Origin of the sequence: Amycolatopsis sp. NBC_01480, assembly GCF_036227205.1 — a bacterium.
GTDB lineage: Bacteria > Actinomycetota > Actinomycetes > Mycobacteriales > Pseudonocardiaceae > Amycolatopsis.
This window is the reverse complement of the sequence record NZ_CP109442.1, coordinates 7,773,404-7,787,188: the sequence shown is the minus strand read 5'-3', so window position 1 is coordinate 7,787,188 and position 13,785 is coordinate 7,773,404. Positions and strand designations below refer to the sequence as shown.

Sequence of the window (13,785 nt, the reverse complement as noted above, 5' to 3'; positions counted from 1 at the left end):
GGATCGATCTCCGTGCGAACCTGGGCCGAGCGAGCGCACCTCGACCCCAAGACCGTCCGCCGCGCCCGCGACATCTCCGCCCAACTCGGCCTCATCCGGCAAGCCCACCGCTACCGGGGCGGCTCAACAGACTGCGATGCCTGGCGGCTCAGCGAATCGCTCGAAACCGACGCCCAGAGACACCTCAACGCTACTTCCTCCACTCCGTACACCCCCACGCGAGGACGCGCGAACCCTCAGACCCTCCGCGCCCGCAATGCCGTCGAGCGCTCAATCTGGCGCAGGCTCCAGGCCGAGCGGCGGTGGACCGCCCGCCCGAGACCCAGCCTGAGCGCACGATCCAGCCCACCAAGCGCCGACCTCAGGACGCAGAAATTCCCCGCCGACCGAACGGATCAGGCACCTCAGCACAGCCAGCCTCAAGCGGCTGCGCGACATACTGAGCCGAGTCAACGAGTGCGTTCTGCACCAAGGCAGCCTCCTCCATCAGGTCGATGGCCTTCGCCAGGATCGAGATACGCCCCCGCGTGCGAATGGCTGGGAACTCGCCGGCGTCGATCGCCCGGTAGATCGTCATCGCCGAGACGCCCAGTAGCTCGGCCGCCTGACTGACCGTGAGAAAACGCCGCCGGTCCAACGCGTGCGGCCTGCACGGTGTTCGTAATGCCTCGGACAATACGGCGCTGCGCGACCCGGTTCACCCGATCCGCACGCGTCGTCCGGTCACGAACTGCCTGCGAACACAGGTTCACCGGAACTGCACGGTCAGTGCCAGACGCCGCTCGGACTTGCCGTTCTTGCACGCCGGCTCGATCCGGCAGGGGGAGTACCAGTACCAGCCGCGAATCCGACCAGACCTTCGCCACACCCACCGTTATTTCGGACGCACGCGGATCGCTTTGACGAACGCCTGCGTATGCTCAGCGAGCAGCTTGTCGAATCGGTCACCTATGTCGATACAAAGTCGATTCGCAGCCGCGTCCATATGAGTTGACGTTTCCGTTGCAGGGCCCCAAGAACCTGCGCGTGGTTCACAGGCTAGGCTGATGGGCGGTGTCACTCATCAAGTGGTCCGGTCGCCTCCCGATCACTCGGGGAACGGGATCGGCGAGCAGCGTCATCCTCCAACAGGGAGAACCACAAATGAGTGAATGCCGCGAAGGTGAGGACGATGGCTCCGGCGAAACGTTGCCGGGGAATACCGCCTGTCGGGACCGCTACCACGGTCCCGACAGGCGGAAGTCCTTCATCCGGCTGCTCCAGCTAGCAATCCCGCTGGTGCAGCTAGCAGTACCGCTGGCTGCATTGACCCACGAGCTACTCAAGACCCCGGGTCGCAGTTAGGCACGAGGCGGCGTCCGTCGAAGACGGACGCCGCCTTCATTTCTGCTGCTTTGCCACCTTGCTGCTTTAACAGCGAAGTGGCAAAGCAGATACTAGCGCCCTAACGGTGTGCACCGTTAGGGCGCCCAGCTACTGCAGGTAGAACTGCAAAGCGCTCTAGCGGTGGTACCACTGCTAGATGTATGAGGCCATGAGGTTGGTGACGCCGGTGTGGAGCCGGGATGCTGGCGGCTGGTTTCCGGCGGCAGTGTGGGGTCGATGGTAGTTGTAGTGGATGTTCCAGACCGCCAAAGCCTCGGTGCGGTGGGCTTCGCTGGTCCAGACGTGGGCGTAGAGGAACTCTTCGGCCAGGATCCGGTTGTAACGCTCGACTTTCCCGTTGTGGCGCGGGGTGTAGGGCGTGATCCGCTGATGGCGGGCGCCGCGCAGGACGGTGGCGAAGTCGTTCGCGCGGTAGCAGGCGCCGTTGTCGGTGACGAGGCGGTGGATGTGGGTGATGCCGTGGGCGGCGAAGAACGCGCGGGCGCGGTGGACGAACCCGATCGCGGTGGAGGCTTTCTCGTCGGGCAGGGCTTCGGTATAGGCCAGGCGGGAGTAGCCGTCGACGGCCGAGTGCAGGTAGGTGTAGCGGGCCCGTTGACCTCGGGTTTTGCTTCGGGCGACCAGTCGGTCCTGGTCGCTGCCTTTGCCGTGGACGCGCCAGCCGCCGCCGTCGGGGATCTGGCCGGTCTTCTTCACATCGAGGTGGACCATGTGCCCGGGCCAGCGGGCGATGATCCGCCGCGGTTGCCGGTTGTTCTGGCCGGTGGGGTCGAGGAACCGTCGTCGGTTCAGGCCGAGGTGCAGCAAGTGGCGGCCGACGGTGCGCACCGAGATCGTGATGCCGTCGGCGGCCAGCTCGGTGGCGATCCGGCGAGCGGAGTACTTCCGCTGCCGGCGCAACTGCTCGATCCGGACCACCACCTCGGCGGGGGCAGCCGTCGGCTGGCGGTGCGGGACGCTGGGCCGGTCGAGCAGGCCGGCCTCGCCGTGGCGCCGCCAGCGGTTGACCCACTTGGATGCGCATTGCCGCGAGATACCCATCTCGGCCGCGACGTGGGCGATCGGGCGGGCCTGGCAACGCGCGACGAGCCGACGGCGGCCTTCGAGGGACAGTGGGGCATTACGGTGGTGCATGGACGGGTCTTTCTGCTCGGCGGACGAGTTGGTCGCACTTCTCATCCTGCCGCTGAAAGACCCGTCCCTTGAGGTTCCCCCCGAACAGTGGACAGGTCTTCAAGCAGCTTTCGCTGCGCCTGTCAGGGACTGTTCGTAGCACACAGGATTGAGCATCCCGATAGCCGAGTGACGCCTCTCATTGTTGTACCGACCGATCCACTTGTCAACTGCAGCAACAAGTTCTGCCTTGACTGTGAACGTGTGGCGGTAAAAGTACTCGTGCTTGAACGTTGACCAGAACGATTCCGCGGGGCTGTTGTCCCAGCAGATACCGGTCTCACCCATCGACCGTTTCAACCCGTACCGGTCGCAGGCTCGCGCCGTCAACCCGGCCGTGAATTCCCCACCGCGATCGGAATGCAGCACTGTGCCGGCGACACCGCGGCTGCGGCAGGCCACCGCCGCGTCGATGGCCTCACAGACCATGTCAGCACCGATATGGTCGGCGACGATGTGCCCGAGCACGCGGCGGGAATGCCCGTCGCGGATCGCGCACAAGTACAGATCACCCTCACCGCAGGTGAGGTAGGTGATGTCGGTCAGCCAGACCGCGTCGAGCTTGCCCTGGTCGAAGTTGCGTCGCACCAGATCCGGCGGAAACGACGCCGCCGGGTCAACCACCGTGGTGCGGACTTTGAAGGTGCGGGGACTGATGCCCTCGATCCCGATTCCGGCCATGATTGCCGCGACGGTTTTCTCGTTCACTGTTTCACCGCGTGCCCGTAGTTCGGCGGTGATCCGCGGGGACCCGTAGGTACCGTCGGACTCGGTGTGTACGTCGAGGATCTTCACCGCCAGATCAGCGCGGCGCTGCCGCCGGGGCGTCAACATCGTTGCTGCGGAACGTTTCATGTACGCGTAGTAGCCGGACGTCGAGACACCGAGCAGCCGCGCCATGCGCAGGACAGAGAACCGTGTGCCCTCGGGTGGTGTGGAGCCGGCGGGCTCGTCGGGGCCGGCGTACTTCGCCATCAGATCGAACCTCGCGGGTTCTTCTGCATCGCGGCAAAGTACGCCGACGCTTTTACCAAGAACGCGTTGTCCTTCTCCAGCTCGGCCACCTGCCTGCGCAATCGCAGCAGTTCGGCTTGCTCTGCAGCTTCCAGGGGTTTCTCGCCGTGGACCCCGGCGGCGGCGATCCTCCGCCGTTCGTCTTTGACCCAGACACTGAACATCCCCGGATCGATCCCCAGCTCACGGGCAACCTCGGCGATCGTGCGGTCGGAGTCGATCACACGATGCGCAGCCTCAATCTTGTACTCGGCCGTGTACGACCGACGCTTACGAGGAGGCATAACGGACATCCTTCCAGCAGGACCGCAGTCCTGCTAGCTCGGTGTCCACCGCCCAGGGGGAACCTCACCTCAGCTCAGGCCCTCACCCACGTCACCAACGTCATGACCCGCAACAGCTAGAGCTCAGATCGAGCCTGGGCCGCCTGCCCCGTCCCGTCGCCTTGGGCGGCAGTGGCCTTCTTCTGAGCCGCTCCACGCCGCTTGGCTACGGCTGCCGTCTGGCGCTTGCGTGGAGGCATTCTGTTCAACCTTCTCCGTGTCGTCGCGTTCCGGCATCGCGATGCCAAGCAGTCCCGCGAGCGCCGTCGTCATCGAGGTACTTGTCCCCCAGATGACGACGGGGCCGGCGGCAGCCAAGGAAGGCGTTCTTGTCCTCCTGACTCAGGGTCCGAGTCCGCCAGAGGAGCCGACACCTCCCATCGATCGCCGACGACACGCCCGAAGGTCCACACGAATTTCGCGTGACACCGGACGTGACACGAACCGGCGGCGAACGGCGTGGTTCACGGGGCCGCGGACGTCACTAGAGATGGCAAAGTCGCAGGTAGAGGCCATAGTCACCGCCGTGCCCATCCCTCCGGAGTCAGTCGTCAGAAGCTCGAATCCCGGCGCAGAACGTTGCCGACCTTGAGTTCGTGCGGCATGCTCGGCAAAAGCTGACCAAGTCACTCTTGGCCGACGCCCTCCCACGCCGAGAACACGTGGACGCAGGATGTCGAGAACATGGAGTACCGCCAGGGCCGAGGCGCCTGAATGCCCGGCAGCATCTGAACCGCCGATTGGCGACCTCTCAGTTGGTGTTGTGTCGAGGTCAGCGGATCGAATCGTCGCAGCACTCGCTCTACCCGCGCGTCAGCGAAGCCGGGGCACTGTCGTTCCGATGCCCGTAGCAGATCTCGGGCCCTTGGTGGACGCCGGGTCGGTCTTTTTCAGTGTGGTCCGAGTCGGTGGAAACGGCGTGGTGGCCGCGCGGGTGACTCTGGAACAGCTGGGCTGGGTCGCCGGCTCGGCGATTCAGCTTGAGGTGTCTTCGGGTCTGCTCGTCGTGGCACCATGCGAGGAACGAGGGCAGGCGTCCGTGCCGCCGAGGATGTGCGTGACCCTGCCGGCCCGGCTACGTCGACAGTGTCGGATACGCCCTGGTGATCAGGTGTTGCTCGCGGCGCTGGTGGAGCACGACCTGCTGGTTGTCTACCCGCAGCACGTGCTCCACGAGATGGTCATCGCGTACCACGCGAGCGCTCCACATCGGACAGCAGCCGAATAAAGGCGGGCGCGGCGTGCCGCCGCGCCCGCCAAAGTCACTCCGCCTCAGCCCGCGCAGTTCTGGCGGGGGCAAGGGGGTGCGGCTCACCAGTCAGAGCTGCCAGGGCCTCGGCGACCTCGCCGATATCGGCCTTCACGTAGCTGGTGGTCGTCATATCGCTGCCGGACTCGGCATGCCCGGCATAAGCACGGGCGACGCCCATGCCGAAGTGGCGCTCCACCCAGGTCAAGGTGGTGTGGCGCAGCCAGTGAGCGCTGACTTGCAGTGTCCTGGCCCAGTCGAGTTCGTTCTGAACTCTGCCGAAGAGGTAGTCGTAGCGGCGGTCGGTGATCGGCTTGCCGCTCGCGTAGCGCAAGAGCTGACCTTCCGGGTCGCCACTGCCACGTTCCTCGGCGTGAGCGATGAGGTGACGCATGAGGGTGGGTGAAACGGGCTGCCAGCGCTCGGTCTCGCCTTTCTCCCGCAGCAGGATCGCGCACTGCTGGCGGTCCAGGTCACGAGGCCGAAGGGTGAGGGCACCGCCCCGGCGGCAGGCGGTCTCTTCGTGCAGGCGGCAGATGAGGGAGTCGAGTTCCGGGTCGTCGCCGGTGCTGGCGACAACGTCGTTGAGTTCGGTCAATCGGTTGCCGGCCAGGGCGCGGCGGGTGGAGGGGTTGCGGCGTGGTTTGGTCACCCGTATGGCGGGATTGTGGCGTTCGTCGAGGCGCCCGTCGTTGACCAGGTGCTTGTAGAGGCAGCGCATGGCCGCGACGAAGTTCTCCACCGCGTTGCGCCCACCGCGGGAATTGCGCCGGACGCGGGCGCTGCTGCGCACCGTCTCGGCCATGGTTTTGATTTCGCTGGCCGTGATGGTGTTCATGCGCCGGTCGCCCCATTTGGCCTCCGCCTTGTTCCAGTACGAGCCGTACGAAGCGGCCGTGCTCGGAGAGACCAGCGCGGCCACGACCGGGATCCACTCGCGAATCGTCGGCATCGGCCGCTGATCGGGCGCGCCCTCGACCGTGCCGGCGCCGGAGACGAGGTCCGCGGGATCGACGCCGAGACGTGAGAGCAGCAACCGGGCCGCTTCGAGGTCCTGCGGGGTCACGGGTGCGTTCATGATGCCTCCTCAGGGGCGGCCAGCGAGGTGTGGAAGGTGCGGAGCATCGCCTGCACGGCGGCTTCGGGATGGACGATGAGGACCTCGTGGACGGGGTCGGCGACCAGCAGCAGCCGGCTGCCCGCCATGGCGCCACAGCCTTTGCGAACCGGGGCAGGGAGGGCGACGTAGGGCTTGCGGGGCATGACGAACACCCCGTCGGGGCGTCGGCGGATCACGATCGATGTCCGGACGAGGGTGATCAGCAGACGGTCGCCAGGGCTCCAGCCGAGCGCGGCGACGGCGCCGCGGTCCTGCAGCCGTCCCCCGCCGTCCATGAGCGCGATCGACAAGCGCGGACCGTCCGCACCGCTGAGGTCGCGTAGCTGCGGGAGGCCCATCGGGACGGGTGGACACGACGGCCCAGCCGGAGACGGAGTGGCAATCCGGTCAGGCAGCACCAGCGGTGAGACGAACCCACTCACGACGCACCTCCCCTGCACACTGCGCAAAGGGAGGACACGTTCAAGATCAGGCTAGTCGAAGCCGACAGGAGCTGAACGCCAGAAAGACCCGCCGTAGCGGGCCTGTTACTCTGTGGTTTGGGAGATCTCCCACATATTTGTGTCCGAGGACGATCTTGCTCACTATCTACACGACTGTTCCTTGGTTGATCTGTGCTGGTACCGGGGCTTCGCCAAGCTCCCGTCATGGGGCAATGATGTGGCCGAATGCCTTCCGTTGCACAGCCGTGGGCGCTTGACGTATCCCGAGTGCCCAGCAGCACCGAACCCCGCTGTGGTCTCATGACGTCGTGAGCCGGTCTCCGCGTAGTCCGTAGGCAAGTCCCGAACTTATCCACCATGATGAAGGTCCCTGAACGGAACGAGTCACCTCACGACTCGTTGCCCACCCATCGGCTAACCTTTCGTGACCAAGGCTTACACGGAGGGAACGCCCCGGCAATGACGACGATCCCGATCAAGTCTCTGCACCAAGGCAACCTTGACACACAACGTAGTGGCCTGGACGAATCGCGGATTCAGTACTTCCTCAACCACCCCGCTGAGATCGAGGGCATCCTCGTCTATGAGGCACCGAGCGACGGGGAGCGAGTCACGGTCAACGGGCATCACCGTGTCGAAGCCGCTCGACGCCTTGGTTGGACCGTCATCGAGGCCGAACTTCGTCCGGGAACGCGAACAGACGCGCTGGCGTACATGGACATGGAGCGCAAGCCTTGGTCAGAAATCGAGGCGGCAAACCGCGAACATTGACGCGATCTCGTGCCCGTGGGCGCACCGACCAGCTGCCATGGGGCAATGATGTGTCCGAGACGATCTTGCTCACTATCTACACGCCTGCAATTGCCCAATTGATGAAGTTCCGGGGCAGCCGACGCCAAACAGGCGTCGCATCAAGTCGCTCGACCCCCGCGAAGCGTCCGCCGATTGCACAGATCGACAAGGGACCTCTTCAGTCAAACAACCCAGATGGGGACATCTACAGATCAAACCGGTAACCACCCGAGCAATACCATGAACTTTCAGCCAAAGACTCATACATTGCAACCATCCAATAATTTTGATCAACTTTCATCGAGCTTACCGCCATATCCGCCAAATAGGAAGAAACTCCCGCCGAACCACTCCCCTGAGATATTTTCTCGAGATAAAGCTCAATGGCGCGTAGTTGAGTAGCCGCCTGAGCACCATACAAGCGCGCCAATCTGAACGCAGCGAAATGAGTCTTAACCCTCTCCGCCAATACCGCACTCCAACTTGTCGGAGAATCTACATAGAATAACACCGCAGGTGGGCTTTCCTCGACAACAGACCCTCTCAACCACCGCAAATCCTGCAAGTCATCGAAATATGGGTGCAGCGTTTCCTCCTCCGCGATGTCTGCGATACGGTCAAGCTTCACTTTGTTGCACTCAATGCACGCCGGAACAAGATTCGACGGCGTGACCGATAAGTATGGGAATCCAACTTTCGGTAGATGATGGTCAAGCGTGGAGACCTCCCGATGACCACACAGCGGACAGCAGTCCGTCGCCAGGAAGATCTGGTCATAAATGACTCGACTTGCCGTACCCCTTCGAACCATTCTTTGCGTATAAAGCTTTCGAACCTCCTTGTTTACCGTTTCATCTAGTTCATCGTTTCCACTTGGACCAAATCGGAAGTCGTCACCAGATAGACAATGCACAGATGTTTGCTTTACCGCTTCCTCAAATTTAGCAGATGCGTGCATAACGGCAGGCGTCAGGCTGCCGAGAAACCCCTTCCACTCCGCATTCGCTACACCGCCCACGCAAGTGGCGTAGCTTTCCATCGTCGAGACTGCGGGAATCGGCAAAGATCTCATCGAATCAATCACCCATCATCCGCTCAGCAAGGAGCGCGCGAATTAGACTCTTAGCCTCTCCTCCTAATTGACCTTGAAACTTTTGCAAGATCTCAGCGTAATTCATACCCTCACCCACGGAGTCTTCAAGCATTCTATGAAAACCGGATCTTGTGATCTCGAGACCGAATACCTCTCGGGTAAGAACACCTACATTCTCGCCAAAAGTCTCGATTGCGAGCCTAGCAGCTTTGATACTTTGACCCGATCTCCTTAGCTTCCAAACACACGACCTCGGCATTTCTTGGAGTACCACGGGCGAATGTGTCGCGACAAGTGCAACACCGTTCTGTTCCACAAGAAGACCAGATAGCGCCCTCATAAACGACGAAAGAAGCGGGGGATGAAGATGAGTTTCCGGCTCGTCCGCCAGAATCAATGTTCGTTCTGCCACAAGCTTGGCAAGATGAGTTAGCGCAAGAAGGACAATCTTGTGACCTGAACTCAAGGAGGAGAAGATCGGCAACATATCCCCTTGCCCAACCCTTGCGCCGGCCACACTATTAAGAATCGGGGCCAACGCTTCTTCAAGAATTGGGTCTGTTGCCGCAACAGTTAACACATCTTTCCACCGATCGAGCTGCCTCGGAGTCAGCCCTGCAGCAGCTTCGGCAAACTCTTCGCTAAGATGCTGAGCACTTTTCGGAACATAGGTCTGAGACCCATCCTCCGCTTGACGGTAAATACTTACATGCCGATGCGTTATACTCCTACTAGACTCGACAAACTGTGCTTCATCAAACGAGCTAAACGATACTGATATTAAATTAACGAAAGGCTTGATGGAATTACCCTGCTCGTCTACAATTTGACCCCGACTATCCGGCAGGATCGCCCTAGGCTCAAGGACAGCCGTCGCAATATCCCTCAATAAGGTCGTCTTGCCTGCGCCGTTGCTACCAATGATGGCATGGACATTCGTAGGCGGTGATGAATCGGGGAGAACTTCTACGTCTATCAGTGGGGCCCTGTTGTCACCGAATACGCCAGGCCCGCGATACGCAAAGAAGATTCTTTCCAGAGTCCTACCACCGTGCGCAATCCTTCGAAACTGAGTCTCCACCGTCCGAGCATCAACGCTTCGGAGAAGTGATTCCTGAGTGACCAGTTCATTTCTACATGCATTGAAGATGGACTCGTCGAAGGCCGTGTCACGCAAAGCACCGAGTATCGTCACTCGTACGTCGTCACCAAGATTCCTTATTCTTTCATAGAAGACCGCATCTTGGCCGAGCGAGAAAAACTCGCCCCCAAGCAGCTGAAATCTGGGTGGAATGTCCGGGGAACCACTCCGCATTCCGAAGCGGCCGAACTTTACTTCCCCAATACTCTTAGCCTCGAAGGTGTCGACGTACCACAAGTGATACATCGTAACAAATCCATAATCATTCCATCGGTCTTCCTCTAGGTAGACACCTTTGCCTCCAGGTCGCGGCCGCGTGCGAGGCGGTACCACACTGAAATCCACGTTACTCCAAATTCAAGCCATTCACGAGTGACAGTTATATCCAGTATAGCTTAAGCCCGAGGAGGTGGAACTGCTACAAAGGCTCAGAAGGATCGTCGAGGCGCCGGCGGCAGCTCAGTCGGAAGGATCACCCGGTGGGCGAAGGTAGTTTGAAAAGTTCTTGTCGTCGCTCATTCGAAAGCTACCAAACTTGCGAAAGTCCTGTACAAATATATCCGCTTTTTTCTTAGCCTCACTTCTATTGGCCCCCATAGATCGAAACTGTCCAGCAACTGTAGCGGGATACATCTTGTTCCAATGCGACTCGAAAGCCTCGCTCGGAATTTCAGCAAGGATCCGACCAGCATTAAATACGTCAAATAATCCCTCCCCAACGTGCCCAGACATTAGATATGCGCCGTTCACTGCCACAATCTGATCGACTAAAGCAGCATGGAATGGCAGCCGAAATACCACCCCAAAGAGAATCTCCAGTGGCCTCTCGAAACGCATTTCAAGTAATACTTGTTGCTTTTCTCGCAGAGAGGTCGGCACAGATGTAGCCCACTGAGTAACAACATCCCCTGGAGCCGAATTCTTATGCAATCTGATAAGTCTATCCACCTCCGGATACGGGTCAGTGTCGATACCTAAGACCGGTATCAGACGACCGTTTCCCACGTCTCTGGCAGCAAACATCCCGTCTGAAACAACTTCGAGATGCGGGTAATTCAATTTACGTAACCGACTCTTCACTGACGCCGCCCTCCGGAGATTCAGGTAGCATAACGCGGTGCATAAGGTTGACAACTACATCCGACTTCACGCCTTTAGCGTCCTCAATCGAGAGAGCATAGCTATCGATCTCAGACCATGTTACATCTTCGTCATGAACGAGAAAAGTTGTCCAGCCATGCACGGTCGCACCCGCCTCAAGCTTGAATGGCGCCACAAGATGATTTCGGCCGCCGGCTAAGGAAATTGGGACAACTCCTTCGCCTTCACATCTAACCCTTACCATGTGTCGTAGGTTGCGCTCATGGCACTTGATCCACAGTTCGATTCGTGCTATCGAGTTCGCAACTTCCGCAGGATTTGAAACCTCTAGAGAAAATCCGTATCGCTGATACTCACCTTTCTTTGATTGAATTATGGAATCCACTAAGTAGACCTTTAAGGGCAGTAGACGTCGCATCTCCTGCAGTCGCGCTATACGGTACGCCTTTCGCGAAACAAACAGACTCCCAGCGCTCAATAACAATGCGACCATGGCGACACCGACTGAAACTGCGGGCGCAACCTTTGATACTTCAGTTAACCAAGTTCCCATCGTGACCCACCCATTGCCTAGCCGTCCGCTGGACGCGCCAGCGGGCTGCGGGCGCCTCTCAATACTAAGCACCTACAGGCCACCCTGTCCTAGTCGACACGCTGGCGGTCGACTACGACGAAAGCTGAGCGGCAGCGCAAGCGCCCGACCGGCGAGATATGCGATGATAGACTAATGACAGCAGAGAAAAAGATTGGGATTCGCTTCTTGAAGTCAACCGGAAAGTTGCACCTCGACGACCAAAGAGCAAGAGACGAGTTCGACGGATTTGGTCTCGACCGCCTGTCTGGTACGAGCTTCTTTGCTCCATATCCCGAGATTCGATCACTACGCCTCTCCTCTCTACGTGCCGCTCTAATCGCGGCCAACAAGGCCGAAGCGACAGGCGGCGGTTTCTGCAATCATATCTACCTCCCAAAGGTTGCATCATTAATCGTATCAATGACGGAGTACTTCGATGGCAAACACTCTCCCGTTCACCACCATTGGTTTGATCTCGACAATCAAGAAAGACTATTACTCTGCCTTCAGATCGATTTCAACAGAGAAGAGTGGGACAGCAGCCTAATTGAGCAGACTATTTCCCCAATGCTTGAAACAGTTGGCGGGAACTACGTGGACGCCGACCAATTTGGCGATGGCCCATTTGTCGGAAATTCATGGCTTTGGAACTTGCGTTTTCAGCCGCCGGCACGCTCTACCGTAAGCTCGGCTTTGAAGCTTGCCGCGACAATCGAAAAGCTTCTTAAGGTAGTTGACGAAGGAAAGCCCGACAGCTCAACGACATGGAATCTGATCTGCGCCGGACACGCGCAAGTGCTCTACGGTCAACCTGAGTCGGAATGGCTAGAAGTAAAGGTACACGACTGGGACCTATCCACAGAAGGCGGAAAGATCGAGCTGTCGCAGGATATTGCTCGATTCGCCAACGGAGACAACGAGGGTATCTTAATCGTCGGATTGGGCACGAAATACATAGACGGTGTCGAGTGGGTAATCCGGGGGCCGATTCAGCAATTTACCCAACGAGACGCCACGCGGCACCACAAAGTACTTGATCAGCGCATCTATCCCCCTATAGACGGCCTTCGAGTAAATGCGGTCGACAGCGGCAACGGTGGCACTCTGCTCGCCTTCAAGATACCTAAGCAAGCAGCAGAACTAAAACCCTTTCTCGTGCATGGTGTGATCGTCGAATCAAAGACTGAAGGTGCCTTTTTTAGCGTCGTCCGTCGCCGCGGGGAACACTCGATCCCGGTTACAGCTCAAGCACTGCACGCACAAATAGCCGCAGGTCGAGCATTCTTGCGCCTAGGCACCGGAAGTGCAGAAGAAAAAGCGCCATCAACGGCCGAGGACACTTCGTAGTTGACGAGATGGATGTGCTAGGCTCGCCGAAATTTGCGGTGGCCCACCGTTAAAGGTCAGCTGACTGTATCCGCTTTCCACGATCCAGACGTTAAACGGATTTGAGTGTCGGCATGCAGCTACAGGTCAATCAGCCGCTTCCGTACCTCTGCCGTGCGGATGCCGCCGTTGAGCAGCAGGCCGACGAGTGCGTCTTGGCGCGTGCGCCACGGTCCACCGGTCACGGTGAGCGTCGTTGCGGCGGTTCGGGCTTCCCAGCGGCGATGCCGGTCGCGACCGAGGTAGCCGAGCAAGATCGAATCGCCGGCCAGCACGCGGTAGGTGCCTGAGATCTCGAAGTCCTTGCCGCGCTCGACTCGGACCGTGTCCACATCGATCACGTCTTCGCGTGTCACTGGGCGCGTCTCCGGCGCCGGAGATTCCGTGACAGATTCCGTGATGATCAGTTTCGTGGCGTCCGCGGGCGGGCGTTCCATGTCGACGCGAGATGTGGTGGCAACGTTTGTCGCCTGAGCGGCTTGCGCCAACTCTGCTACGGCGGCCAGCTCGGCGAGCGCGGCGTGGGCATCCTCGCCGGATGTCACCGCGCGGCGCGCGCCGGCAACCGCGCGCCCGGCCCGGTCGAGCAAGGCCAGCAGATCCGCACGGGTGGGATCGGCGGTGAGCCGGGCGCGGCGGGCGCGTTGGCGGCAGGCAGGGCCGTGGTACGTCGCTGGGCGCCCCCGCCCCCTTGGACGAGGCAACATCTCGCCGCAGCCCGCGCAGACCGGTTCGGTCATGCTGCTCTCCCGGGATTCCGTGACATCTTTCGTGACATCGATGCGATGAGGCTACCTCTTGTCACGGATACTGTCACGAAAATAGCCGTCACAACCCGTCGCGCGAGGCGTTCCGCCGTCACTCGGCCCGTGACGGCAAGAAATATCGCCCGACCTGCGAAAACATCAGCTATGACAGCTGTGACGGGTCAGCCGAAACCCGTCACAGCCGTCACCAACAGCCCTCGCGGGAGAGTGCTTGAGTCGTCGT

General features: G+C 60.2%; 12 protein-coding genes. 2 read left to right on the top strand and 10 right to left on the bottom strand.

Going from position 1 to position 13,785, the window contains the following annotated elements; translation table 11 throughout:
• Positions 1–361: 361 nt before the first annotated feature.
• The 6 genes from OG371_RS36710 to OG371_RS36685 form a co-directional block, all read right to left on the bottom strand.
• Positions 362–637 carry a helix-turn-helix domain-containing protein gene (locus OG371_RS36710; RefSeq protein WP_329060435.1) on the bottom strand — a complete coding sequence of 92 codons (276 nt, stop codon included), beginning with the start codon at positions 635–637 and terminating at the stop codon, positions 362–364.
• A gap of 881 nt (positions 638–1,518) precedes the next feature.
• Positions 1,519–2,520 (bottom strand): IS481 family transposase, encoded by a 1,002-nt coding sequence (locus tag OG371_RS36705; RefSeq protein WP_329073373.1) that lies wholly within the window; start codon positions 2,518–2,520, stop codon positions 1,519–1,521.
• 99 nt (positions 2,521–2,619) lie between these two features.
• Positions 2,620–3,534 (bottom strand): IS3 family transposase, encoded by a 915-nt coding sequence (locus OG371_RS36700; RefSeq protein ID WP_329057475.1) that lies wholly within the window; start codon positions 3,532–3,534, stop codon positions 2,620–2,622.
• Positions 3,534–3,857 (bottom strand): transposase, encoded by a 324-nt coding sequence (locus tag OG371_RS36695; protein ID WP_329057474.1) that lies wholly within the window; start codon positions 3,855–3,857, stop codon positions 3,534–3,536. The genes OG371_RS36700 and OG371_RS36695 overlap by 1 nt, the downstream gene beginning before the upstream one ends.
• A gap of 1,301 nt (positions 3,858–5,158) precedes the next feature.
• Positions 5,159–6,223: a tyrosine-type recombinase/integrase gene (locus OG371_RS36690; protein ID WP_329060434.1), complete on the bottom strand. Its 1,065-nt coding sequence runs from the start codon at positions 6,221–6,223 to the stop codon at positions 5,159–5,161.
• Complete coding sequence (locus tag OG371_RS36685) at positions 6,220–6,555, bottom strand: hypothetical protein (protein WP_329060433.1); 336 nt, start codon at positions 6,553–6,555, stop codon at positions 6,220–6,222. The genes OG371_RS36690 and OG371_RS36685 overlap by 4 nt, the downstream gene beginning before the upstream one ends.
• Before the next feature lie 612 nt (positions 6,556–7,167).
• Here OG371_RS36685 and OG371_RS36680 point away from each other — a divergent pair.
• Positions 7,168–7,479, top strand: a complete 312-nt coding sequence (locus tag OG371_RS36680) for a hypothetical protein (protein ID WP_329060432.1) — start codon at positions 7,168–7,170, stop codon at positions 7,477–7,479.
• 226 nt (positions 7,480–7,705) lie between these two features.
• On the opposite strand, the gene OG371_RS36675 is transcribed toward OG371_RS36680, so the two are convergent.
• From OG371_RS36675 to OG371_RS36665, 3 genes are all read right to left on the bottom strand, one after another.
• Entirely contained in the window at positions 7,706–8,539 is an 834-nt protein-coding gene (locus OG371_RS36675) for an HNH endonuclease (protein ID WP_329060430.1), read from the bottom strand.
• A gap of 37 nt (positions 8,540–8,576) precedes the next feature.
• A complete protein-coding gene (locus tag OG371_RS36670) occupies positions 8,577–9,971 on the bottom strand; it encodes an ATP-dependent nuclease (RefSeq protein WP_329060428.1) in 1,395 nt (464 codons plus the stop codon).
• Positions 9,972–10,193: 222 nt separating this feature from the next.
• Positions 10,194–10,814 carry a hypothetical protein gene (locus OG371_RS36665; RefSeq protein ID WP_329060426.1) on the bottom strand — a complete coding sequence of 207 codons (621 nt, stop codon included), beginning with the start codon at positions 10,812–10,814 and terminating at the stop codon, positions 10,194–10,196.
• A gap of 748 nt (positions 10,815–11,562) precedes the next feature.
• Here OG371_RS36665 and OG371_RS36660 point away from each other — a divergent pair.
• Positions 11,563–12,756: an AlbA family DNA-binding domain-containing protein gene (locus OG371_RS36660; protein WP_329060424.1), complete on the top strand. Its 1,194-nt coding sequence runs from the start codon at positions 11,563–11,565 to the stop codon at positions 12,754–12,756.
• Between the two features lie 119 nt (positions 12,757–12,875).
• On the opposite strand, the gene OG371_RS36655 is transcribed toward OG371_RS36660, so the two are convergent.
• Complete coding sequence (locus OG371_RS36655) at positions 12,876–13,535, bottom strand: hypothetical protein (protein WP_329060422.1); 660 nt, start codon at positions 13,533–13,535, stop codon at positions 12,876–12,878.
• Between the last annotated feature and the right edge of the window lie 250 nt (positions 13,536–13,785).

Excerpts from the sequence above, each read along its gene's own strand:
- OG371_RS36705 (WP_329073373.1), bottom strand. The coding sequence starts at position 2,520 with ATGCACCACCGTAATGCCCCACTGTCCCTCGAAGGCCGCCGTCGGCTC.
- OG371_RS36700 (WP_329057475.1), bottom strand. The coding sequence starts at position 3,534 with ATGGCGAAGTACGCCGGCCCCGACGAGCCCGCCGGCTCCACACCACCC.
- OG371_RS36695 (WP_329057474.1), bottom strand. The coding sequence starts at position 3,857 with ATGCCTCCTCGTAAGCGTCGGTCGTACACGGCCGAGTACAAGATTGAG.
- OG371_RS36690 (WP_329060434.1), bottom strand. The coding sequence starts at position 6,223 with ATGAACGCACCCGTGACCCCGCAGGACCTCGAAGCGGCCCGGTTGCTG.
- OG371_RS36680 (WP_329060432.1), top strand. The coding sequence starts at position 7,168 with ATGACGACGATCCCGATCAAGTCTCTGCACCAAGGCAACCTTGACACA.
- OG371_RS36675 (WP_329060430.1), bottom strand. The coding sequence starts at position 8,539 with ATGGAAAGCTACGCCACTTGCGTGGGCGGTGTAGCGAATGCGGAGTGG.
- OG371_RS36660 (WP_329060424.1), top strand. The coding sequence starts at position 11,563 with ATGACAGCAGAGAAAAAGATTGGGATTCGCTTCTTGAAGTCAACCGGA.
- OG371_RS36655 (WP_329060422.1), bottom strand. The coding sequence starts at position 13,535 with ATGACCGAACCGGTCTGCGCGGGCTGCGGCGAGATGTTGCCTCGTCCA.